Here is a 22,385-nt window from a genome sequence, read left to right as displayed (position 1 = left end):
TATTACATTACAAAATTGACGTAAGTAACTGTATATAAAATACATATTATTTTATAAAAATAATTCATCTAACGACAGGGTAGTGACAGCTTTATAGATTAGCGTAGTGACATTGAATGGTAGGCCGCTGCAAAAAAAATAAAAAAAGCGGTTGGGGAGACAGTATAATAAACGGCTCGGATAAACTTCTGAACTGATTTTTCCTATATAAATGCCTCCCCTCGTCCGACTTTGCTCGGCGGTTTGTTATTCATCGAATTAACAATCATACTCGGAGGCCAATTCATGTTTGGCAAAACAACAAAACTATCCCGCCGTCTTGTGCTATCTATGGCAGCTGCAGCTGTTTCTGTTGGCATGGCCATGCCACTTTCTTCTGCTTCAGCAGCTGACTTAGAAAAAATCCACTTCCTAATTCCTGGTGGTGCCGGCGGTGGCTGGGATGGAACAGCCCGTGGTACAGGTGAAGCCCTGACAAAATCTGGCCTGCTTGGTTCTGCTTCTTTCGAGAACATGTCCGGTGGTGGCGGCGGTAAAGCCATTGCGCACCTGATTGAAACGGCAGAACGTCAGGGTGATACCCTGATGGTGAACTCAACACCGATCGTCATTCGTTCATTGACAAAAGTTTTCCCACAGTCTTTCCGTGACCTTGTCCCTGTTGCCGGTGTTGTTGGTGATTACGCAGCTTTTGTTGTACCGGCAGATTCCAAATACAAATCTTTCTCTGAAGTTGTGACCGACTTTAAAGCAGATCCAAAGTCTGTGAAAATCGCTGGCGGTTCCGCACGTGGCAGTATGGATCATCTGGTAGCAGCACAAGCTTTTAAAGCTGCTGGTGGCGATCCAAAAGCAGTTAAATACATTCCTTATGATGCAGGTGGCAAGGCAATGGCTGGACTTCTGTCCGGTGAAACAGCCTTACTTTCAACAGGCCTTTCCGAGGCATTGGAACTAGAACGTAGTGGTCAGGTTCGCATTCTTGCCATGACGGGTGCCAACCGTATTGACGATGCTCCAGAAATTCCAACGCTCACAGAGCAGGGAATTGACGCTACTTTTGTAAACTGGCGTGGTTTCTTTGCAGCACCAGGCACATCCAAAGAAAAAGTTGCTGCTTATAACGCGACACTTGAAAAAATGTACGACACCCCAGAATGGGAAACTGTTCGTTCCCGTAATGGCTGGGTCGAAGTTTTCCAGCCTGCTGACGTTTTCTATACCTTCCTTGAAGAGCAAGAAGGCATTATCGGCAACCTTATGAAAGAACTTGGCTTTCTCTAAGCCAAGTATCTTATCAATAAAATAAAGAAGGAATGGAGATAATGACCCTCAGCAAGGAAAAAGCGGGCGCGCTGTGTTTTCTGGTTCTCGCAATCGCTTATGGCATGGAAGCAAGGCATATTCCCTTGTTTCCCGGTGATGAACTTGAACCTTTTACCGCCCGAACCATGCCAATTGCTCTTTCCTGGCTCACAGGCATTGTCTCCTTCCTTATTCTTATTCTTCCGCAAAGAGAAAAAACAGACGATATCCTTTCTGTCTTCCGCGGATTGAATTGGGGCAAAACGTTTATCCTCATTGGCCTCATGGTCTTTTATGGTTTTGCACTAAGCCCTCTTGGTTTCCTGTTATCCACGGTCTTATTCCTAATTGGCGGGATCTATGCACTTGGAGAAAGACGATGGCACGTTATCCTTCTCTCTTCAGTGCCTGCCACTGTAGGTTTCTGGTTTATTCTCGACACGCTCCTGGGTATTTATCTCGCGCCCGGTGAGATCTTTACTATTTTTGGAGCAAATTAATGCTTGATGGTATTCTTCAAGGGTTAAGCACTGCTGCTTCACCTGTTAATCTTCTTATGGTTTTTGTTGGGTGTTTCGCAGGAACCTTTATCGGCATGTTACCCGGGCTTGGCCCAATTTCAGCCATCGCGTTGATGATCCCAATCACTTATGGCTTTGATCCCGCAACAGGCATGATCCTGATGGCTGGCGTTTATTATGGTGCTATCTTTGGTGGATCAACATCTGCAATCCTGATTAATGCGCCGGGCGTAGCTGGAACCGTTGCCACAGCATTTGACGGCTACCCCCTTGCAAAACAGGGACACGCAGGTAAAGCTCTAGCAATTGCAGCCTATAGCTCTTTTAGTGGCGGTACGATCGCCGCCATATTCCTTCTTTTTGCCGCTCCTGCCCTGGCTTCGGTATCACTCAGTTTTCAATCAGCAGATTATTTTGCGCTCATGGTTCTTGGCCTAACGGCTGTATCCGCTTTTGCCGGAAAAGGAAAATTCCTGATTGCCGTGCTAATGACGCTCTTTGGATTGATGCTCTCGACCATTGGAACCGATCAAACAGCCGGACTTCAACGTTTCACCTTTGGCTCTCTGGATTTAATTGATGGTATCAGCTTCCTACTGTTGGCAATGGCAACCTTTGCCCTGTCAGAAGCCTTGATGGTCGTTCTAAAGCCAGAAAAAGTTTCAAAAGAAGCTGAAGATGCCACAAAAGGTAATCTTGGCAGCATGAAAATCAGTAAAGAGGAAGTCAAAGACCTAGCACCTGTTGTTGGACGAAGTTCTGTTCTTGGTTTCTTTATCGGGGTACTTCCCGGTGCCGGGGCTACGATTGCCTCTTTCCTTGCCTATGGCATGGAACGCAGCTTTGCCAGCGCAAAGGAAAAACTCAAATTCGGTAAGGGTTCTCTGCGTGGGTTGGCCGCTCCGGAAACGGCAAACAACGCCGCCTGCTCAGGATCGTTTGTGCCGCTTCTGACACTCGGTATTCCGGGGTCAGGAACAACGGCTGTTATGCTTGGCGCGCTAATCTCATATGGTGTTCAACCGGGTCCAAGACTATTTGTGGAACAACCTGCTGTGTTCTGGTCCGTGATTATTTCCATGTATATCGGTAATATCATCCTGCTGGTTCTTAACTTGCCTTTGATTCCATATATTGCGCGGTTGTTATCTCTACCCAAACAGATATTGACGCCCTTGATACTGTTCTTCTCCTTGATCGGTGTTTATCTCGTTTCCTTTAACACCTTTGATATTCATATCATGGTCATCGTTGCTATTCTTGCCATCGTCTTCCGTTTGATAAACTTCCCCCTCGCCCCAATGCTTCTTGGCTTTATTCTGGGTGGGATGATGGAAGATAATCTACGTCGCGCGTTAGCGATCAGTGACGGAGAGCTTTCTTTCCTTTGGGAGCGTCCAATTACGGCAAGTATCTTGGGGATCACTGTTATTGTGCTACTTGCCCCATTGGTACAGAACCTCATTGATGTACGCAGAAGACGCGCCCTCAAAGTAAATGATGGTGAAGGATAGAAAGTGTCTCTCCCTAAGGCAGCATTTAAGCTGGTTTTGACTTTTCTATCCGGTTTGACGGGGGGCTGTGTGTTTTGGGCACTTGGCCTCCCGCTTCCATGGATGCTTGGATGTCTGACAGGTAGCCTTATTGCCTCGCTGTCAGGTATTCCCGTTGGCGTTACAAAACCTGTACGTCTGATCATTATGGTTATTCTTGGTGTCATGTTGGGCGGGACTTTTTCTCCCGAAGTTCTTGCCCGTGCTGGCGAATGGATACCAACCCTGATCGCCGCTGTACTCTATCTTGCCGTATTGACATTTATTGCACAGTTTTATTGTCGTAAATTTATGAAGATGGATCGCCTGACCGCGATTTTTGCAGGGTTCCCCGGTGGATTATCCGAAATGACCCTGCTTGGCGAAGAAGCTGGCGCTGATGTCCCAGCCCTGACCCTCGCCCACGCATGCCGGGTGGCAACCATACTCTTGGCTATCCCGCTATTCCTCACTTATTGGTCAGGATTAGAAATAGTTGAACAAGGGACTAGCGCCCCTTTGTGGTCCTCGGTTGATATCCTGATTTTACTTATTCTTGCTTTGGGCGGGTTATTCCTAGGCAAGATTGCGAAATTTCCCGCGTATCAGCTGACAGGGCCACTTTTACTTAGTGCAATTGTACACACTGGTGGGTTCGTTCAAGGCGAACCACCCGAAATCGTCACGATCCTGTTACAACTCACTCTTGGTTCCGCTTTGGGTGCCCGTTTTGCAGGGTACTCGCTTGGTCAGGTAGGTCGTTTAATGTTGCTGTCCATCATCATGGCATTTTTGATGCTGGCGGTAACACTGTTTGTATCTGGGGCATTGTCCTATGCATTTGATCTTGAGTTTGAAGCGCTGATCCTTGCCCTGTCCCCCGGTGGTTTTGCAGAGATGACATTAGCCGCTTTATCTATGGGAATAGATCCTGCTTTTGTCACCACGCATCACGCTCTACGTCTTTTGGTAATCGTCTTTATCGTTCCTGTATTTTTAGCCCGTATTATCAAGCGAAAGAATGAACGAGAACAAAACGACTAGTATATTGACGTCAACCGATCTAGACATGGTTGACGTCGATACCTTTGCCGTACTTCTTTTCGATCCTGGATTGAAAGATTTCAAATCCTACAGACAGAAACCAGTAAATGAGCGCCGCAGAAATCAACATTTCCATATACTTGAACTCTGCACGACCATGGGTTCTGGACATATACATTAACTCCCAAGCCCCCAAAACAGAAACCAGAGAACTATCTTTAAGCATGGCAATAAACTGATTACCAGTCGGCGGGATAATCAATCGGATAGCTTGGGGTAAAATGACAAGCCGCATAATTTGATTTTTTTTAAGCCCCAAAGCTCTGGCCGCCTCGGACTGTCCTGCTGGAATAGCTTGAATACCTGCGCGAAAGATCTCTGCCATATAGGCACCATAACAAAGGGACAAAGCAATGATAGCTGCCGGGATCGGATCAAGAACAACACCAACTTGCGGTAACCCCAAATAAACCAAAAGGATTTGTAAAAGCAGCGGCGTTCCCCGAAAAAAAGAGATGTAAAAAGTTGAAATACCCAACGCCATGCCGTTTTTTGACAGGCGCGCAAGAGCAGCAACCAAGGCCAGAATGGTTGACGCAAAAATAGAAACGGCACAGATAAAAACCGTAAGTGCCGCCCCCATAAGAAACCCACTTTTCAGACCAAATCCCAGCAAATGGGGTAATCGGGACAGAATAAACTCGTAAGAGAGATCGAAGCTGTAAAAAAAGAAGAGAAACAGCGCCAAAAGCTGTCCCCAGGTAACAAAAAGCTGTGCTGTTTTAGGCAACTTGCTCACAAGGAAAAAATTCAACAAAACCCCAAGTACAAAGGTGCCGCGAATAAGTTCAACATTTATTGAAAACCCAGAACCTTCGGCAAAGCCAGATAGATCAAAGTTCAAAAAAATAAGATAGATAACAACGAAATAGAGCGACCATCGTGCTAATGGCCGCTCTACGAAATTAAATGACATATTATTCACAAGATCATACTCACTGTGTCAGGTCACCGCCATACCACTTTTGAGATAAGCGAGAGAGCGTTCCGTCAGCACGCAAAGCAGAAACGGCTTCCTTTATCTTGGCATTAAGTTCGGCATCACCCTTGTCCGTTGCAATCGCCAAAGGCTCCATAAACAAAGCTTCCGGACCAACAATTTTAATGGGATAGCCCTTCTTTTTTGCCTCTAAAACAGTTGGCAATGCGGTAAAAGCGGCATCTAAGCGCACCCCGTCACCAAGGCGCAGATCATCCAGTGCCAGTAAATCTGTATCATAGGTACGAATATCAGCATCATCGATAATATAAGAAAACTCAGGAACATTCTCAGCATCAATCGCCAAGTTTTTCTTCAAATAGCTTTCATAGGTCGTCGAAACCCCGACACCAACCTTATGACCTGATGCATCTTTCGTACTTAAGATGGATGTATTCTTTTCATGAACAACCAATGCCGCAGGTGTAAAATAATAGATTGCAGGAAAATCCAAAACTTCTGCGCGCTTTTTTGTTGGCGTCATAGACCCCACAGACATATCCCAACGTCCGGACCAATGACCTGCCGTAATAACATCCCACCCCGGTGTTACAAATTCGGCTTCTACACCAAGGTATTTGGCAATAGCATGGCCAACATCAATGTCAAAACCAATAAACTCGTTATCTGCATTTAACGAAGATTGCGGGGGGTATTCTGCATCAGTTGAAATTACCAGAGTCTTCTTGTCCATTATGCGATCAAGTGTTTCACCCGCAAAGGCAAACCCGGTGGAAGCTATCACGATGCCTGTAATTCCTGCGATCCCGGCAAGACCCGTCATCATCGTTTGTCTGAAAATTTTCATTACTTTCTCCCTGTTCGGAACGAGGGCGTGAACAAGTTTTCCTGTTTCTTTGGCCCTAATACTCAGTTTTATTGAAAACCGCTTTCAGTGCGAAAAACGATAACACAACTGAACACATGTTCAACTAGAAATTTTACATACAGAAACACATCCTCATTTAAAGGTGTATTTCTTCAATATTTTGAATTACTTCGGTGAGTTTTTACAGCTTAAAGGCCCCAGCCATCAGACCATCAACCCAGCCTTCGCATAACATTAACCCCTCTACAGGAGAGAAAACATCAGGGTTAAGACACCATTCAAGCCAAAGACCATCCAGCATTCCACTAAGGCCAATGGCCGCAAGTCGATAATTAAATTCAGGTGTTTCAGAAGACTTGACCAGGTCTCGGAGCATAAGTTCAATTTGTTGACGAAAGCCTGCATTTGTCTTGTCATGAGACAGTCGCACCTGTTCGGACTTGTCCGACATATGCCAGAACACAATCCAGATCCTCAGAAATTTTTGATCCAAAACAATTGACGAAAAATAGGCTTTAAAAAAAGCACTCATTTTTTCACGAGGCGATCCATTTGTTTCAGCAACAATATCGACAACATTTTGCAAAATATCTGTCGCAAGCTTTTCATAGGCATCTGCGATCAAATCATCTTTACTGGGATAATGGTGATTTATGAGACCGACAGATATCCCGGCTTCCGAACTTATACTTCGCACGGACAGTCCATCGCTTCCCTTCTTTTCAAGGCAGCGAATGGTCGCTTTAACCAAATCTTTTTTCCGTGCGTCTGGTGCCTGACGCCGAAATTTTGGAGTTTCTGTCATATTGTTCTCAGAAAATTAAACCTTAAAAACCACCTGTTATCTAGATTTACCCCGTATATATCTCTCTGACAACACATGCATTCAGGTCATTAAAACGAGCCTGATACTTTTCTTATTGAACGACTGTTCAGTTTTATGTATTATCCAGATATGCCAACTGTATTCTTTGACAGGCACGGTGAGCTTACAACCATTACAAGTCAGGTGATATATGCAACTTTCCCCCCTTACAAAACGCGTAACTGGTGCCGGTGCATCCGCATGGGATTTACATAGTAAGGCTTTGCAGGAAAAGTCCGAGGGTAAAGATATCATCGTTATGAGCGTCGGAGACCCAGACTTTTCTACTCCGGAAAGAATTACCACTGCTGCCAAGAATGCGTTGGATGCAGGTGATACCCATTACACAGAATTAAAAGGTCGATACGAATTAAGAGATATCCTCGCCAAACGGCATAACAAACAGACGAAACAACAGGTATCTGCCGACAATGTTATCGTATTGGCGGGGGCTCAGTGTGCCCTCTTCACGTCATCACTGTGTATCGCGACCCAAGGCGATGAGATAATCGCTCTGGAGCCGATGTATATCACCTATGAGGCCAGCATTTGTGTAACGGGCGCAACGATCGTCCCCGTCCCCCAATCAGCAGAAACAGGTTTCAGACCTGATATCAAGGCAATAGAAGATGCAATTACACCAAGAACCAAGGCTATTTTCCTAACAACCCCAAATAATCCAACGGGCGTTGTTATGACAAAACCAGAACTTGAGAAAATCGCGCAACTTGCACAAGCGCATAACTTATGGGTAATCGCAGACGAAGTTTATTCTGATCTGATTTTCACCGGCGAGCATGTCTCTATCGCCTCTATAGCAGGTATGGCAGGGCGAACAGTTACAATAAGTAGCTTATCCAAATCTCACGCCATGACAGGGTGGCGATTGGGATGGGCAATTGGTCCCCAACATCTAATTCAAGCGATGGAAAAAATTGCGCTTTGTATGTTGTATGGTCTGCCGGGATTTTCGCAAGAAGCTGCAAAAGTCGCTTTAACAGATCTGGCTGAAGAGCCACAAAAAATGAAAGAGATCTATCACAAGCGTCGTGATCTAACGTTGGAATCTCTTAAACCAGCAATAAACTTGGTAACCCACAGTCCCCAAGCTGGAATGTTTTTATTGGTCGACATCAGGTCAACCGGCCTAACAAGCCGTGATTTTGCGGAACAACTTTATGCTCAAACAGGTGTTTGCGTACTAGATGCTGAGCCTTTCGGTCACAGCGCAAAGGGGCATATTAGATTGTCTTTCACCCTTTCTGAAAAACAAATCATCGAAGGTTGTCAACGAATTTGCGCCTTTTGCAAAACCCTTGGTCAATAACAAGCCGCGGTATATTCCACATAACCCCTGCCTTCCTTTATAAAGTGAAACCATCATGACAACACTTGGCGAATTTCTCATAAAGCTACTTGAAAGCTACGAAGTGGATCGGGTTTTTGGCATACCCGGCGTTCATACAATCGAACTTTATCGTGGTCTGGCGAACTCTCCTATTACCCACTATACACCGCGCCACGAACAAGGCGCAGGCTTCATGGCAGATGGCTATGCACGCATTAGCGGAAAACCGGGTGTGTGTTTTGTTATTACAGGCCCCGGACTAACCAACATCTCAACGGCAATGGCTCAGGCCTATGCAGATTCAATTCCCATGCTGGTTATTTCAGGTGTTAATAAAACCAAACATCTTGGACATGGTAATGGGAACCTACATGAGTTACCCAACCAAAGCGCATTTGCAGAACAGGTGTCGTCATTTAGCTATTCCATTAATCACCCAGATGATTTGCCACAAGTCATGGCACGGGCATTTTCTGTTTTTTCCTGTGATCGTCCACGACCTGTTCATATTGAAATTCCAATTGATCTGATGTCTGCGCCAGCGGATCACCTTATGTCACCCCCTTCCCTGGCATTCCCTAATACCCCGGTTCCTGATGAAAACAGTATAAATCAGATCACAAAGCTCTGTTTAGCGGCAACTTCGCCACTTTTGATCATTGGCGGAGGCGTTAAAGGGAAAAACAAATCAGCTCAGGAACTTGCAGAAGTTCTGGATTGTCCTGTTGTTATGACCGTTAATGCCCGAGGACTAATACCAGATAACCATCCCCTCGCCATACCCGCCAGCCCATCCCTAACAGCCACGAGGACATTAATTAAATATTCGGACCTTGTATTGGCAGTCGGTACAGAATTAGGGCCAACTGACTTTGATATGTATGAAGATCAGAGTTTTACAATTCCCAACACCTTAATTCGTGTTGATCTTGACCCTCTTCAATTACATCGAAATGTACAACCAACGATCGGTATCATTGGTGATGCGGATCGTACCATGCAGAAACTGGTTCACTCCCTGAAAGAAAATGAACAATCGCACGTAAACAGAAATGGAGCTGATCGCGCCTTAACGACGAAACAAGCGGCATTCAACGAGTTATCAAAGCCGATGCAAGAACAGGTCAAATTTCTTGAAACCATCAAATCATCATTGCCCGGTGTCATGATCATAGGCGATTCAACCCAGCCAGTTTATGCCGGTAATCTCTATTATTCGCCGGATAGCCCCAAAGGCTGGATGAATTCAGCAACGGGCTTTGGAACATTGGGTTACGCACTTCCGGCTGCTATCGGCGCACAACTTGCCGATCCTGATCGCCCGGTAGTTTGCTTAACGGGTGATGGCGGCATTCAATTTACACTCGGCGAACTTGGTTCAGCGATAGACGCAAGTGCAAACATTATCGTTATCGTCTGGAATAACGACGGATATCTGGAAATTAAAAACTTTATGCAAGAAAATGATATAACCCCAGAGGGTGTCACGCCCAGTTCCCCAGACTTTCCTGCTATAGCCAAGGCTTATGGTCTTTACGCTGAACATCTTTCATCAAAAGAAGAGCTGTCTGCGGCGCTAAAAAGAGCGCGTACTGAGAACCGTCCAACCCTTATCCAAATAGAAGAAAACCTATTCAGCCCCACGGGTTAATTCTTTTGCTCTCCCCCTTATATCTCTTCTTATTGAATGCCTAAAATCAAGCTTTTATCTATTGCGTTGGGAATTAAAAACTTAAAGACATAATTTTTTTGCATCTTTATTGACTTACATCAAAGGCAATTTCGGTAAATAGGCAGATGTTTGTTTCCATTAGGATTTTGTCAGTATGTAAGCGAAAGGAGATGCTTCATGCCGAACCAAAAGGCATGGGCAAAGAGTACAACAGAAAAAAACATCAACAGAACAAAGGCAATTGCCGCCTGTCATGATGTATCTGCTGTCTTTATACAAAAGCTCATCTATATACCGCTTCTAATCGGGCTTACTATTCTCTTCGCTTTGTCCACGGCCAATGCTGCTTCAAACAACTTTGAAGAATACCTCTCCAAGATAACCCCAAATGAAATATTTGAAGGTGCGACAGAGTTTCGGCTGGTTCCCGGCGCACCTTCCTATGCAGAAATATTAAAAGATAACGAAAAAGTTGGATACGCCTATCTCAATACTGATTTCGTTAATGCCACGGGATATTCAGGTAAACCGATCAACGTAGTCGTCGGCCTAACCCCGGAAGGTGTTGTCAGTGGGACAAAGCTTGTTAAACACCATGAACCCATAGTTCTGATTGGTATTCCAGAAGAAAAAATATCTAATTTTATGTCTGGTTACACTGGTATTGATGCTGTTAGTCGGACAGGACAAAGCCGCGATACAGGTGAAGTCGATATGATCAGTGGTGCAACGGTCACCATCATGGTCATCGAAGATTCTATCTTCAGGTCAGCCATTAAATTTGCACGATATCTTGGCATTGCTGGTGTTCAACAAGATCAAGCATCCGGACCAACAGAAATAAGGCACGTCAATAAAGACATCACCGAGGTTACTGATTGGCAAACACTTCTTGGCAATGGTGCTGTTCGTCACAGGGTAATCACCCTTGCAGAAATCAACGAAGCCTTTGAAAATTCTGGAAACAAAAAAGCAGCTGCTCGTCCAGAAAAGGGGGCGCCAGATGATATCTACATAGATCTCTATGTCGCTCCTGTTAGTGTACCCGCTATTGGTAAGACCTTGCTTGGGGATGCGGAATACAACCACTTGCAAAAACAACTAGAACCCAATCAAGAGGCTGTTCTTATCTTTGCCAATGGTCGCTATTCATTCAAAGGTTCGGGCTATGTGCGTGGTGGCATCTTTGACCGCTTTCAACTTATCCAGGGAGAAAGCTCTGTTCGTTTTAGGGATAAGTTCCACAAACGCATCGGCGATCTTGGTGCGGATGGCGCCCCTTATTTCAAGGAAATAGCTCTCTTCCGTATCCCAACGGATGTTGAGTTTAACCCGGCAGATAATTTTCGTATCGAGTTACTTGCCAACCGTGAAATTGCTGCAATCAAAAAAATTTTTCTGGCCTTCGAACTAAATTATGATCTGCCAAACAAGTACGTCACAATAGAGAAACTAGCCCCCGCACCTACTGCGACAACAAAAACATCAGAGTCTTCTGTAAATCAGGAAGCATCCGAAGATACCCATCGCGTAGAGTTATGGAAACGCATGTGGGATCTTAAAAGACCCGACATCGCCGTTCTTAGTGTTGCGATTGCCATACTCACGATCATTTTCTTTTTTCAGGACTGGTTGGTTCAACGCCCAAAACTTCTGACATGGACCAGAAATCTGTTTCTTGTCTTTACCGTTCTCTTTATTGGGTTTTACGCTCAGGCACAGCTTTCTGTTGTTAACGTCCTCACTTTTGCAAATGCGCTTATAACAGATTTCAGCTGGAACTACTTCCTAATGGAACCCATGATCTTCTTATTGTGGTTATCTGTTGCCGGGGCGCTACTTTTTTGGGGACGCGGGGCCTATTGTGGATGGCTATGTCCGTTTGGGGCCTTACAGGAACTCTTAAATCAAGCAGCTAAATTCTGTAAAATACCGCAATTCGAGCTACCATGGGGACTTCATGAACGCCTGTGGCCATTGAAATACATTATCTTTCTTGGCCTGTTTGGACTATCCCTCTATTCCCTGCAAGACGCAGAACATTGGGCAGAAATTGAACCATTTAAAACCTCTATCATCCTGAAATTTGTTCGCGACTGGCCTTGGGTTCTCTATGCGGTTGCCCTGTTGGCTGCGGGCCTGTTTGTTGAGCGTTTTTATTGCCGATACATTTGTCCTTTGGGTGCTGCCTTGGCCATTCCCGGACGTATGCGTATGTTTGAATGGCTCAAACGCCACCCAAAAGACTGTGGCAGTCCCTGCCAGACTTGTGCCAAGGAATGTATGGTTCAAGCAATCCATCCCACGGGCGAGATCAACCCGAACGAATGTCTCTATTGTCTGCATTGTCAGGTTGTTTATCACGATGAACATCGCTGTCCGCCAATGGTACAAAAACGCAAGCGTAGAGAACGCCTACAGGATCTTCAAAGTAAAAGCGCTGCTGTTGTAAAAGCAAGTTGCTCAGCGACTGAAGTTCCGGATTTTATAGGTGATGATAAGAACAACCCCGGACCTTCTGCAAAAGCCAGAGGGAAAGGCGCTAGCCCGGGGAAAGGAACCCCGGGCTAGCAAAACCGTCGCCCCAAGGGCGACAGCACGCCCAGCCTGTTGAATGGTGAGACACGCGACAGGTTGGGCACTTAAAGAGGAGCATATAAATGTCAAAAGATAAAGGTCTGTCCAGACGTGATCTGCTTGGGGGTTCAGCAAAATTAGCGACTATCGCTGGTGTCGGTGCTGCCTCTGGTATTGCTGGATTAGGGGGTGTTTCAACAGCATCTGCGGCTGGCGCTAATAACCCCGCCGCCGTTGAGCCGGGTCAATTGGACGAATACTACGGTTTTTGGTCATCAGGACAAGCGGGTGAACTCCGTATTCTTGGTCTTCCTTCTATGCGTGAGCTTATGCGCGTACCGGTATTCAATAGATGTTCTGCGACAGGTTGGGGACAAACCAACGAAAGTAAGAAAATTCTTACTGAAAACCTGTTGCCACAAACCAAGAAATTTCTTGAAACACGCGGCGGCGACTATATGAACGGTGATTTACACCACCCTCATATGTCCTTTACCGAAGGTGCCTATGACGGCCGTTATCTCTTCATGAATGACAAGGCCAATACACGTGTCGCACGTGTTCGCTGTGATATCATGAAGGTCGATAAAATTATCGAAATTCCGAATGCGTCAGATATTCATGGTCTGCGGCCACAAAGATATCCACGTACTGGCTATATCTTTGCCAATGGTGAGCACCGTGTTCCCTTGCCAAACGATGGTTCTGTTCTAGACGATCCAAGCAAATACTTTGCGGTTTTCTCTGCCATTGATGGCGACACCATGGAAGTTAAGTGGCAGGTTAAAGTCAGCGGCAATCTGGATAACGTCGATGCCGATTATCAGGGTAAATACGCGATATCTTCCTCTTACAACTCTGAAGAAGGCGTTAACTTAGCTGAAATGACATCATCAGAGCAGGATCATGTCGTTGTTTTCAATATTAAACGTATCGAAGAAGCCGTAGCCAAAGGTGAATACGAAGTATTTGACGGCGGTGTTCCAGTTGTTGATGGAACCAAAGGTTCTTCCCTTACCACCTATATTCCAATTTCTAACAGCCCGCACGGTGTCAATGCTGCGCCGGATAAGCGCCACATTGTGGTGAACGGTAAACTGTCACCAACAGCATCTGTTATTGACGTTGACCGTCTTGATGATGTGTTTGACGGCAAGATCAAACCTCGTGATGCGATTGTAGCAGAACCACAGCTTGGCCTTGGTCCGCTCCACACAGCATTTGATGGACGCGGCAACGCCTATACCACCCTATTCCTGGATAGCCAGGTTGTTAAATGGGACATTGAAAAAGCCATTCGCGCCTACAAAGGTGAAGATATCGATCCGATTATTCAGAAGATTGATGTTCATTACCAACCTGGTCACAACCATACGTCTATGGGGGAAACCTCTGAAGCCGATGGTAAATGGCTGATCTCTATGAACAAGTTCTCTAAAGATCGCTACATCAATGTTGGACCTCTTAAACCAGAGAACGAACAGTTGATCGATATTTCTGGCGACGAGATGAAAATTGTTCATGACGGCCCGACCTTTGCCGAACCACATGACTGTATCATTGTCCACAGATCAGTTGTTAATCCGGTTCATGTTTATGATCGTAACGAACCAACCTTTGCCGATACCGTTGCAATGGCAAAAGCAGATGGCATTGATCTGGAAGATTGTCAGGATGTTATCAGAGACGGTAACAAGGTCCGGGTTTACATGAACTCTGTTGCTCCAGAATTCAGTCTGGAAAAGTTCACTGTCAAACAAGGGGACGAAGTCACCGTCGTGATTACCAACCTTGATGATGTTGAAGATCTGACCCACGGGTTTACCTTGGCAAACTATGGCGTTTGCTTCGAAGTAAGTCCTCAACAAACAGCTTCCGTAACCTTCATTGCTGATCGTCCCGGTGTTCACTGGTTCTATTGTCAGTGGTTCTGTCACGCGCTTCACATGGAAATGCGTGGCCGTATGCTGGTTGAGCCAGCTTAGGGAAAGTTGAGTAGATCGATGGCTTGGTTTTTAAAAAAATTGATCATGAAACAATATGTTTTGGCGTTTCTTTTTAGCACCGTCGTCTTGATGACGATGTTTGAGAGCCAAGCCGTCGTTTTACAAGTAACACCAGAAACACTAACAACCTCACTAATCAATGCACAGAACGGCGATGTTCTTGTACTGAACAAAGGCATTTATACAGGTCCGATTGTCTTAAAAAAATCACTGACCCTTAAAGGCCAACAAGGTGCTGTCATTGATGGTAATCGCACAGGTAATACCATTGAAGTTATTGCACCTGACAGTGTTGTTTCCGGTTTAAAGATCATAAATTCCGGACAGGATCTTTCACAACAAAACAGTGGCGTTTTTGTCAATAAGACAGCTCACAATACTGTTGTTGAAAATAATATCTTACAAAACAACCTCATCGGAGTTTATCTCTGGGGACCTAAAAATGCTGTTGTCAGGAATAATCGCATTGAGGGTTTACAGGTTCTGCAAGTCAATGATCGTGGGAATGGTGTCCAGCTTTGGAATACGCCGGGATCAATTGTCGAAGGCAATACAATCCTTTTTGGTCGTGACGGTATTTTCACCACCACGAGTAAAAAGAACATCTTCAGAAACAATACTTTCGAAAAAACGCGCTTTGCCATTCACTACATGTATACAAACAACAGTGAAGTCAGTGGCAATATTTCCCGCGGCAACGATGTTGGTTACGCCCTCATGTTTTCCAAAAAATTGAAGATAACCAACAACCAGTCAATCAATGACAAGGAACATGGTTTTGCGCTCAACTATGCAAACTCATCCCTTTTCAAAGGAAATTTGGTCGAGAACGGTGGCGTAAAATGCGTTTTCATCTACAATTCCAACAAAAATCGTTTTGTGCAAAATCATTTTGAAGGATGCCAAATTGGTATCCACTTCACAGCGGGATCTGAAAAGAACACCGTTAGTGAAAACGCCTTTATCAACAATCAACACCAAGTCAAATATGTTGGTACTCGTCATCTGGATTGGTCAGAGAACAATAGAGGTAATTACTGGAGCGATAACCCTGCGTTCGATCTAAACGGTGATAATATCGCCGATAGCGTCTATCGCCCAAATGATGTTCTGGATCAGGTCATTTGGGCTTATCCCGCTGCGAAGTTGTTGATTAACTCACCAGCCATGGAAATCTTACGTTGGTCGCAGTCGCAGTTTCCTTCACTACAGCCCGGCGGCGTTTTTGACAGTGCACCCTTGATGACACCCCCGAAAATTGATCGTATTTCAATGAACTCTGACACATTAAATTCTGGTCCGTCAAATTTTGGCCCGTCAAATTCTAGCATGGAGACAAATCCATGATTAAAAACAGCATTATTTTAAAGAATGTAAGTAAGCATTATCCTTCCCACAAAGCTGTGACGGACATTAACTTCTCTGTACCTGAAGGCTGTCTTATGGCTTTGGTCGGACATAACGGTGCCGGAAAAACAACACTGATGAAACTAATTCTTGGGCTGGTACAACCGACAGCGGGATCACTTTCGATCCTCGGCCATAACCCCAAAGACAAGACAGCTTTCCATTACCGTAATGCCATTGGATTTTTACCTGAAAATGTCGCGTTTGATGCGAATATGACAGGTAAAGAGCTGATTTCTTTCTATGCAAGCCTGAAAGGGGAGACCAAGTTTCGAAGCTTGGAGTTGATGGATATAGTTGGTCTGTCCGATGCCCTTAATCGTCGTTATAAAACCTACTCTAAAGGCATGAAACAACGTTTGGGACTGGCACAGGCACTTTTAGGTAAACCACGGTTGCTGCTACTTGACGAACCGACATCAGGTCTTGATCCCGCTGCCAGACAACACTTTTACGATATTATCCGTGACCTCAGAAAAGACGGTGTTACGATCTTGCTTTGTTCTCATGTTTTAACCGAACTCGAAGCCCAGACAGATGCCGTAACCGTTATGAACTCTGGCAGGATCGTTGCCTCTGGCTCTTTAGAAGACCTTCGCACACAAGCAGACTTACCACTTAGCCTGCGGATCACTGTGAAAGAAGGTATGACGAAACAAATTGCTCAACCACTTCAAAATCAGAATGCAACGATAACCTTTATGAACGGCAAACATCTGGAAATCGAATGCGCCCCCAGCTCAAAAATGGCAATGCTTCGTCACTTAGGAGAACTAGGCTCACTTATTGAAGACGTCGAACTACAGAATACATCGCTAGACCAGCTGTATGCCGTCTTTAGTGATCAGAGAGGACAATGAGATGAAAACAATCTGGATCATTGCCCTAAAGGAACTAAAAGACGCCCTACGTAACCGCTGGATCATCGCGGCATCCTGTCTGCTTGCTGTGCTTGCCCTCAGCTTGGCATTTGTGGGGACAGCACCTGTAGGCGGCGCAAAGATTAGTACCATGCAAGTCACTGTAGTTAGCCTTTCAAGTTTGTCTGTTTTTCTTGTCCCTTTGATATCCCTGATGCTTTCTTATGACAGTATTGTCGGCGAGGTCGAACGCGGCTCTATGCTATTATTGCTCACCTACCCCATCAATCGGTGGCAAATCATTTTAGGAAAATTTCTTGGGCACACTCTTATTCTGTCCATCGCGACACTTCTCGGTTATGGCGCCGCAGGTTTCCTAATCGGATTTAGTTCCAATGGGGCTGGTTTTCAGGACTGGCTCGTATTTGGGAGCTTAATTGCCTCTACCGTTTTATTAGGTAGTGCTTTCTTGTCGATCGGTTATCTACTAAGCGTTTGCGTGAAAGAACGGGCAACAGCAATGGGTTTGGCTGTCGCAGTTTGGTTGTTGTTTGTACTTCTGTTTGATATGGCCGTTTTAGGGGCTTTGGTCGTCGATCAAGGTGAAAATATAAAATCAGATTTTGTAAATTTCCTGCTGCTATTTAACCCGGCTGATTCCTTCAGATTATTAAATCTTACCGGCTTTGACAGTACAGCAGCTCTTTCTGGAATGTCGTCCATTGCCGGACGAGCAGTACTTCCCGTCCAATATGCCATCGTTGCATTAGTAGGCTGGATCACTCTTCCACTATTGCTTTCCGGATACCTCTTTTCAAGGAGAGAGATATGAACAAGCTCTGCACATTACTGCTTGTATCAGGTAGCTTACTTCTTAATGGTTGTTTTGGTTCAGACGACACACCAAGACCAGATCCGGTAACACTTACATCTGATGACCAAAGTTATTTTTGTGGCATGACTGCTGCGGGTCACCCCGGCCCTAAAGCGCAAATCCACATCTTGGGACAAGCAGTCCCAATCTGGTTCGCAGCAACCAGAGATGCCGTCGGTTATATGAAGCTGCCAGACGAAAGTAATGAAATAACAGCCGTTTATGTTACCGACATGGGAAAAGCGAATTGGAAATCACCAGAGGCAGGTCCCTGGATTGATATAAAAGAAGCGACTTTGGTAATTGAAAGCAACCGTCGCGGGGGTATGGGCGCACCTGCTGTCGTACCGTTTAAAGAAGCCTCAACAGCAGAAAATTTTATATCTCAGTACGGGGGAAGAATGATTTCGTTAGATGAAATCCCGATTGATTATGTACTTGGAATGGTCGAGATCCCCGACAATCCTGCGTTATCAACATTAGAATAAAGCCATTATATTCAGGTAAATAACATGCTTAAAAATAAAACCAGACGGCGTTTTCTACAAATTATCGGAACAGCCTCTCTTCTATCCCCCGCTTTAATCAAGCAATCTCTTGCTCTCGGGACACAAAAAGACGCCGTGTTTTTTAAATGGCAAGGTGTCGCACTTGGCGGGCAAGCTGAAATACTGTTGCCCAAAGAAAAGGGATCAGAAGACCTCGCGCGAAAAATTCAAAACGAAATTAGCCGTTTGGAAAAAATATTTAGCCTTTACCTTCCCTCTTCAGAAATTAATCACTTAAATTCACAGGGCGAGCTAAAAAACCCTTCGCCAGAGCTTTATCAAGTTGTCTCCATGGCACATGAAATCTCATCACTGACCAAGGGGGCTTTCGATATAACGATACAGCCCCTATGGCTCGTCCATAGTGAAATGCCAAACCTAACAGATCATAAGCGCAAGAAGGCCATACAATCAGTCCAAGAATTGATTAATTATAGAAACATAACAGTTTCCCCCGAACATATATCGTTCAAAAAACGCGGGATGGCCATTACCCTTAACGGTATCGCCCAAGGCTTTATTACCGACCGAATTTATCAGCTATTGATAAGCCATGGACTGACCAATAGCTTGGTTAACGTTGGCGAAATTAAAGCGTTGGGAAATCATCCATCAGGACGTGAATGGGTGGTGTCGATTAAGGGCCAAGAAGAAAAAATGCCCGAAAAGGCTGTAAACCTTCATGCTGGTAAAGCAATTGCCACATCATCCCCGACAGGTACGATCCTGAAGGATGGTCATTCGCATTTACTTCAAGTTAAGAACACAGATGCCCTAGCTCTTTACAAAACGATGAGTGTTATCGCTGATAACGCCACAACGGCTGATGCTCTATCAACGGGACTATCTTTCATCCCCCCCCAAGAATTGAAAAACATAATTTCAACCAAGCGCAACATAGAAATTATAGCACATACAGTTACAGGAGAGACAATCAAGATCTAGTCACTAAATGGTCAGGACATAGTTAGGGACAAGGCTAGGACTGAATTTCTTACGTAATTTCGTCTTAAGCCTTAACACCCCTTACCTCTTGCTTAAGATTCAGCCATCCGTTCATCTTCTTTACGCCGCGCCTCTGTTCGTTTCGTAAGTATTGATGCTGTGATGACACCCATTGTGACAATCAAAATTAAAATCGTCGAAAGCGCATTAATCTTTGGCGTCACACCAAGTCTTACCTGACTATATATTTTCATTGGCAGAGTTGTCGCCCCCGGACCCGACGTAAAGGATGCGATCACTAGATCATCCAACGACAAGGTAAAAGATAACAGCCAGGCAGAAATAATCGCCGGTGCCATGATTGGCAACGTCACCTTTATAAATGATTGAAACGGCGTGCAGCCCAAATCAGTCGCGGCTTCTTCTAATGAACTGTCAAAGGTAACCATTCGCGAAGAGACAACAACAGCGGCATAACACATTGAAAAGGTAATATGGGCCATTGTTATGGTCCAAAAACCCCGGTCAATTCCCATAGAAACAAAAAGTAGAAGCAGAGAAAGCCCGGTTATCACCTCTGGCATTACCAACGGCGCATAGATCATACCAGAAAAAAGGGTTCGGCCGCGAAAACGCCCTGCCCGTACCATGACAACTGCGGCCAGAGTCCCCAGAATGGTGGCCATAGTCGCCGATACTAAAGCAACTCGTAACGTAACCAGTGCTGCGTCCAGAAAGGCTTCATCTTTGAAAAGCTCGGCATACCATTTTGTCGAAAATCCACCCCAAACAGTTACAAGTCTGGACTCGTTAAAGCTAAAAAATACCAGAATAAGAATGGGCAAATACAGAAAGACAAATCCCAAGGTCAGGGACGTGGTGTTAAACCATGTAAAACGATTACTCATTGTTCTGCCTCCTGCGCGCGTTCTTGCTGTTTCTGGAACAGAACGATCGGGACAATTAACAATAACAAGAGTAATACAGCAACAGCCGAAGCAACGGGCCAGTCTCTATTACTAAAAAATTCAACCCAAAGGGTTTTCCCAATCATCTTGGTATCAGATCCCCCAAGCAGATCAGGAATAACGAACTCGCCAATCGCCGGGATAAATACAAGGAAAGATCCTGCGATAATCCCCGGAATTGAAAGAGGTAACGTCACCTTCCAAAAAGCAGATATCGCCGTACAGCCGAGGTCTTGAGCTGCCTCAAGTAACGAACCATCCATTTTTTCAAGTGCAGAATAAAGTGGTAGCACCATAAAGGGCAGATATGAATAGACAATACCGATATAAACAGCTGTGTCTGTATTCAGTATGTGTAATGGATCGTCCACAACCCCTACGAACATTAGAAGCTGATTGAGCAGCCCTTCAGTCTTCAAGATACCAATCCACGCATAAACCCGGATCAAAAAGCTCGTCCAAAAAGGCAAAATAATCAGCATTAACAAAGTTGGACGCCATTCAGATGGTGCCTTGGCCATAGAATACGCCAAGGGATAGCCAATCAAAAGAGACAAAACCGTGGACACAAACGCAATTTTCAAGCTGGATAGATAACTCGACCAATAGAGATCATCTTCGGTGAGCCAGATATAATTCTCAAAATCCAGTTCCCCAAATAATGATTTTAAGCTTTCCCACCCATTCTCAAGATCAAAAGTTGGTGTGTAAGGTGGAATCGCAACCGCGACATCTGAAAGCGAGATTTTGAACACAATCCCGAAAGGAACAAGAAAAAGCAGGAACAACCAGAAATAGGGTATTCCAATAAGTAAAAAGCGTCCGAGTTTTCTATCCATGATCCCCGCCCTTAATCCAATAGGACGCCGGCGGTGCTACGCCAAGACAACCAGACATGATCTTCCCAGGTAAACTCCCGATTTGCTAAACGACGTATGTTTGATTCCTGCGCCTTAAAAATCATCCCATTACTTAACCTGACGTGATAGGTGGAAAGATTGCCAACATAAGCAATGTCATCAATCTGCCCTTTTATTTTGTTATCTACGCCTTGAGGTTCATCACGGGTGACATGCACCTTTTCGGGACGAATGGCGAAACAAGCATTTTCATTTTCTGATCGGCTAGCATTGTTCGCAATTTTTATTTCCGATTCTCCTTCGGCCCAGGCCAATTGAATTCCTTCTTCGGTCTTATGATCAAGCCGACCTTCGATTATGTTCACATCCCCGATAAAATCAGCCACATAACGACTGTTGGGATATTCATAAATGACTTCAGGTGTTGCCACCTGCATGATTTTACCGTCATCCATCACCGCGATACGGCTGGCAACAGTCATGGCTTCTTCCTGATCATGGGTCACAATAACAAAGGTCATGCCCAGTTTTTCTTGAATATCCATCAGCTCAAACTGGGTCTGTTCCCGTAACTTTTTATCAAGCGCTCCAAGAGGTTCATCAAGTAAAAGAAGTTTAGGCTTTTTGGCAAGCGAACGGGCAAGTGCAACTCTCTGTCGCTGCCCCCCCGAAAGCTGGTGAGGCTTCCGTTTGGCAAACTTTCGTAACTGAACCAGTGACAGCATTTCCTCTACGCGTTCTGCGATAAGATTTTTTGGCCATTTATCCTGTTTCAGACCAAAAGCGATATTCGCCTCAACCGTCATATGCGGGAAAAGTGCGTAAGATTGAAACATCATATTCACAGGGCGCTTATAGGGTGGCACCGCCCCAATATCATCATCACCAAGGGAAATAATACCTTCGCTGGGTGTTTCAAACCCCGCAAGCATGCGCATCATCGTTGTCTTGCCACAACCGGATGGGCCGAGCAGGGCAAAAAATTCACGCTCATAGATATCGAGACTGATATCATCGATCGCGGTAAATGACCCGAAACGCTTGGTAACATTCTTAAATCGTACCAACGGCTTTTCATCGGGATTATCCCAAGGCGCAAAGCGAGCCGATGGTTTCTTGGCTGATGAAGTATTCATAGCACCCTCAAACAATACTCTACATAAAAAAGCATCGTCTCTAAATTGA

19 protein-coding genes are annotated in these 22,385 nt (G+C 45.0%); 13 read left to right on the top strand and 6 right to left on the bottom strand.

All coding sequences use genetic code 11. The annotated features are described in order from the left end of the window. The first annotated feature begins 285 nt into the window (after positions 1-285). From ACN0QW_RS16605 to ACN0QW_RS16590, 4 genes are read left to right on the top strand one after another with little or no spacing between them, the layout of a single operon-like run. Positions 286-1,284, top strand: coding sequence for a tripartite tricarboxylate transporter substrate binding protein (locus tag ACN0QW_RS16605; RefSeq protein ID WP_417432970.1), 999 nt, complete (start codon positions 286-288; stop codon positions 1,282-1,284). 41 nt (positions 1,285-1,325) lie between these two features. Then, a complete protein-coding gene (locus tag ACN0QW_RS16600) occupies positions 1,326-1,805 on the top strand; it encodes a tripartite tricarboxylate transporter TctB family protein (protein ID WP_417432968.1) in 480 nt (159 codons plus the stop codon). Then, positions 1,805-3,340: a tripartite tricarboxylate transporter permease gene (locus ACN0QW_RS16595; RefSeq protein WP_417432966.1), complete on the top strand. Its 1,536-nt coding sequence runs from the start codon at positions 1,805-1,807 to the stop codon at positions 3,338-3,340. Before ACN0QW_RS16600 ends, ACN0QW_RS16595 begins: the two co-directional genes overlap by 1 nt. Positions 3,341-3,343: 3 nt before the next feature. Then, complete coding sequence (locus tag ACN0QW_RS16590; RefSeq protein WP_417432964.1) at positions 3,344-4,402, top strand: AbrB family transcriptional regulator; 1,059 nt, start codon at positions 3,344-3,346, stop codon at positions 4,400-4,402. Positions 4,403-4,421: 19 nt separating this feature from the next. On the opposite strand, the gene ACN0QW_RS16585 is transcribed toward ACN0QW_RS16590, so the two are convergent. The 3 genes from ACN0QW_RS16585 to ACN0QW_RS16575 form a co-directional block, all read right to left on the bottom strand. After that, a complete protein-coding gene (locus ACN0QW_RS16585; protein WP_417432962.1) occupies positions 4,422-5,378 on the bottom strand; it encodes an amino acid ABC transporter permease in 957 nt (318 codons plus the stop codon). A 19-nt stretch (positions 5,379-5,397) separates the two neighbouring features. Beyond that, positions 5,398-6,249 carry a transporter substrate-binding domain-containing protein gene (locus ACN0QW_RS16580; RefSeq protein ID WP_417432960.1) on the bottom strand — a complete coding sequence of 284 codons (852 nt, stop codon included), beginning with the start codon at positions 6,247-6,249 and terminating at the stop codon, positions 5,398-5,400. Positions 6,250-6,451: 202 nt separating this feature from the next. Then, positions 6,452-7,075: a TetR/AcrR family transcriptional regulator gene (locus ACN0QW_RS16575; RefSeq protein ID WP_417432959.1), complete on the bottom strand. Its 624-nt coding sequence runs from the start codon at positions 7,073-7,075 to the stop codon at positions 6,452-6,454. Between the two features lie 211 nt (positions 7,076-7,286). Here ACN0QW_RS16575 and ACN0QW_RS16570 point away from each other — a divergent pair, with 211 nt between their 5' ends. The 9 genes from ACN0QW_RS16570 to ACN0QW_RS16530 all read left to right on the top strand — a co-directional run bounded on the left by ACN0QW_RS16570 (position 7,287) and on the right by ACN0QW_RS16530 (position 19,372). Beyond that, positions 7,287-8,462: a pyridoxal phosphate-dependent aminotransferase gene (locus ACN0QW_RS16570; RefSeq protein ID WP_417432957.1), complete on the top strand. Its 1,176-nt coding sequence runs from the start codon at positions 7,287-7,289 to the stop codon at positions 8,460-8,462. 55 nt (positions 8,463-8,517) lie between these two features. Beyond that, entirely contained in the window at positions 8,518-10,134 is a 1,617-nt protein-coding gene (locus tag ACN0QW_RS16565) for a 5-guanidino-2-oxopentanoate decarboxylase (RefSeq protein ID WP_417432955.1), read from the top strand. A gap of 198 nt (positions 10,135-10,332) precedes the next feature. Next, positions 10,333-12,726 (top strand): 4Fe-4S binding protein, encoded by a 2,394-nt coding sequence (locus ACN0QW_RS16560; protein ID WP_417432953.1) that lies wholly within the window; start codon positions 10,333-10,335, stop codon positions 12,724-12,726. Between the two features lie 89 nt (positions 12,727-12,815). Then, the gene (nosZ, locus tag ACN0QW_RS16555; RefSeq protein WP_299375576.1) at positions 12,816-14,717 is read left to right on the top strand and encodes a TAT-dependent nitrous-oxide reductase; all 1,902 of its coding nucleotides are present in this window, start codon (positions 12,816-12,818) and stop codon (positions 14,715-14,717) included. A gap of 18 nt (positions 14,718-14,735) precedes the next feature. Next, positions 14,736-16,085, top strand: a complete 1,350-nt coding sequence (locus ACN0QW_RS16550; protein WP_417432951.1) for a nitrous oxide reductase family maturation protein NosD — start codon at positions 14,736-14,738, stop codon at positions 16,083-16,085. After that, a complete protein-coding gene (locus tag ACN0QW_RS16545) occupies positions 16,082-17,005 on the top strand; it encodes an ABC transporter ATP-binding protein (RefSeq protein ID WP_417432949.1) in 924 nt (307 codons plus the stop codon). The genes ACN0QW_RS16550 and ACN0QW_RS16545 overlap by 4 nt, the downstream gene beginning before the upstream one ends. 1 nt (position 17,006) lies before the next feature. Further along, positions 17,007-17,837 carry an ABC transporter permease subunit gene (locus ACN0QW_RS16540; RefSeq protein ID WP_417432947.1) on the top strand — a complete coding sequence of 277 codons (831 nt, stop codon included), beginning with the start codon at positions 17,007-17,009 and terminating at the stop codon, positions 17,835-17,837. After that, positions 17,834-18,367 carry a nitrous oxide reductase accessory protein NosL gene (locus ACN0QW_RS16535; RefSeq protein WP_417432945.1) on the top strand — a complete coding sequence of 178 codons (534 nt, stop codon included), beginning with the start codon at positions 17,834-17,836 and terminating at the stop codon, positions 18,365-18,367. The genes ACN0QW_RS16540 and ACN0QW_RS16535 overlap by 4 nt, the downstream gene beginning before the upstream one ends. Positions 18,368-18,391: 24 nt before the next feature. Then, positions 18,392-19,372 carry an FAD:protein FMN transferase gene (locus ACN0QW_RS16530; protein WP_417432943.1) on the top strand — a complete coding sequence of 327 codons (981 nt, stop codon included), beginning with the start codon at positions 18,392-18,394 and terminating at the stop codon, positions 19,370-19,372. Positions 19,373-19,464: 92 nt separating this feature from the next. Here ACN0QW_RS16530 and ACN0QW_RS16525 read toward each other — a convergent pair whose 3' ends face one another. Genes ACN0QW_RS16525 through ACN0QW_RS16515 form a run of 3 tightly spaced genes read right to left on the bottom strand, consistent with a single transcriptional unit; the run spans position 19,465 to position 22,336 of the window. Next, positions 19,465-20,280: an ABC transporter permease gene (locus ACN0QW_RS16525; RefSeq protein WP_299375587.1), complete on the bottom strand. Its 816-nt coding sequence runs from the start codon at positions 20,278-20,280 to the stop codon at positions 19,465-19,467. Beyond that, a complete protein-coding gene (locus ACN0QW_RS16520) occupies positions 20,277-21,179 on the bottom strand; it encodes an ABC transporter permease subunit (protein WP_417432940.1) in 903 nt (300 codons plus the stop codon). The genes ACN0QW_RS16525 and ACN0QW_RS16520 overlap by 4 nt, the downstream gene beginning before the upstream one ends. A gap of 11 nt (positions 21,180-21,190) precedes the next feature. Beyond that, on the bottom strand, positions 21,191-22,336 hold the full coding sequence (locus ACN0QW_RS16515) for an ABC transporter ATP-binding protein (RefSeq protein WP_417432938.1): 1,146 nt from the start codon (positions 22,334-22,336) through the stop codon (positions 21,191-21,193). Between the last annotated feature and the right edge of the window lie 49 nt (positions 22,337-22,385).

This window comes from Kiloniella sp. (assembly GCF_048259265.1).
Classification (GTDB): Bacteria; Pseudomonadota; Alphaproteobacteria; order Kiloniellales; family Kiloniellaceae; genus Kiloniella.
Note: the sequence above shows the minus strand (reverse complement) of the source record. Positions and strands in the feature narration are given on the sequence as shown.

What these genes read in the sequence shown, in the direction of transcription:
- ACN0QW_RS16575 (WP_417432959.1), bottom strand. Translation starts at nt 7,075, where the DNA reads ATGACAGAAACTCCAAAATTTCGGCGTCAGGCACCAGACGCACGGAAA.
- ACN0QW_RS16580 (WP_417432960.1), bottom strand. Translation starts at nt 6,249, where the DNA reads ATGAAAATTTTCAGACAAACGATGATGACGGGTCTTGCCGGGATCGCA.
- ACN0QW_RS16585 (WP_417432962.1), bottom strand. Translation starts at nt 5,378, where the DNA reads ATGTCATTTAATTTCGTAGAGCGGCCATTAGCACGATGGTCGCTCTAT.
- ACN0QW_RS16545 (WP_417432949.1), top strand. Translation starts at nt 16,082, where the DNA reads ATGATTAAAAACAGCATTATTTTAAAGAATGTAAGTAAGCATTATCCT.
- ACN0QW_RS16605 (WP_417432970.1), top strand. Translation starts at nt 286, where the DNA reads ATGTTTGGCAAAACAACAAAACTATCCCGCCGTCTTGTGCTATCTATG.
- ACN0QW_RS16600 (WP_417432968.1), top strand. Translation starts at nt 1,326, where the DNA reads ATGACCCTCAGCAAGGAAAAAGCGGGCGCGCTGTGTTTTCTGGTTCTC.
- ACN0QW_RS16595 (WP_417432966.1), top strand. Translation starts at nt 1,805, where the DNA reads ATGCTTGATGGTATTCTTCAAGGGTTAAGCACTGCTGCTTCACCTGTT.
- ACN0QW_RS16565 (WP_417432955.1), top strand. Translation starts at nt 8,518, where the DNA reads ATGACAACACTTGGCGAATTTCTCATAAAGCTACTTGAAAGCTACGAA.
- ACN0QW_RS16560 (WP_417432953.1), top strand. Translation starts at nt 10,333, where the DNA reads ATGCCGAACCAAAAGGCATGGGCAAAGAGTACAACAGAAAAAAACATC.
- ACN0QW_RS16535 (WP_417432945.1), top strand. Translation starts at nt 17,834, where the DNA reads ATGAACAAGCTCTGCACATTACTGCTTGTATCAGGTAGCTTACTTCTT.
- ACN0QW_RS16570 (WP_417432957.1), top strand. Translation starts at nt 7,287, where the DNA reads ATGCAACTTTCCCCCCTTACAAAACGCGTAACTGGTGCCGGTGCATCC.
- ACN0QW_RS16515 (WP_417432938.1), bottom strand. Translation starts at nt 22,336, where the DNA reads ATGAATACTTCATCAGCCAAGAAACCATCGGCTCGCTTTGCGCCTTGG.
- ACN0QW_RS16525 (WP_299375587.1), bottom strand. Translation starts at nt 20,280, where the DNA reads ATGAGTAATCGTTTTACATGGTTTAACACCACGTCCCTGACCTTGGGA.
- nosZ (WP_299375576.1), top strand. Translation starts at nt 12,816, where the DNA reads ATGTCAAAAGATAAAGGTCTGTCCAGACGTGATCTGCTTGGGGGTTCA.
- ACN0QW_RS16530 (WP_417432943.1), top strand. Translation starts at nt 18,392, where the DNA reads ATGCTTAAAAATAAAACCAGACGGCGTTTTCTACAAATTATCGGAACA.
- ACN0QW_RS16550 (WP_417432951.1), top strand. Translation starts at nt 14,736, where the DNA reads ATGGCTTGGTTTTTAAAAAAATTGATCATGAAACAATATGTTTTGGCG.
- ACN0QW_RS16540 (WP_417432947.1), top strand. Translation starts at nt 17,007, where the DNA reads ATGAAAACAATCTGGATCATTGCCCTAAAGGAACTAAAAGACGCCCTA.
- ACN0QW_RS16520 (WP_417432940.1), bottom strand. Translation starts at nt 21,179, where the DNA reads ATGGATAGAAAACTCGGACGCTTTTTACTTATTGGAATACCCTATTTC.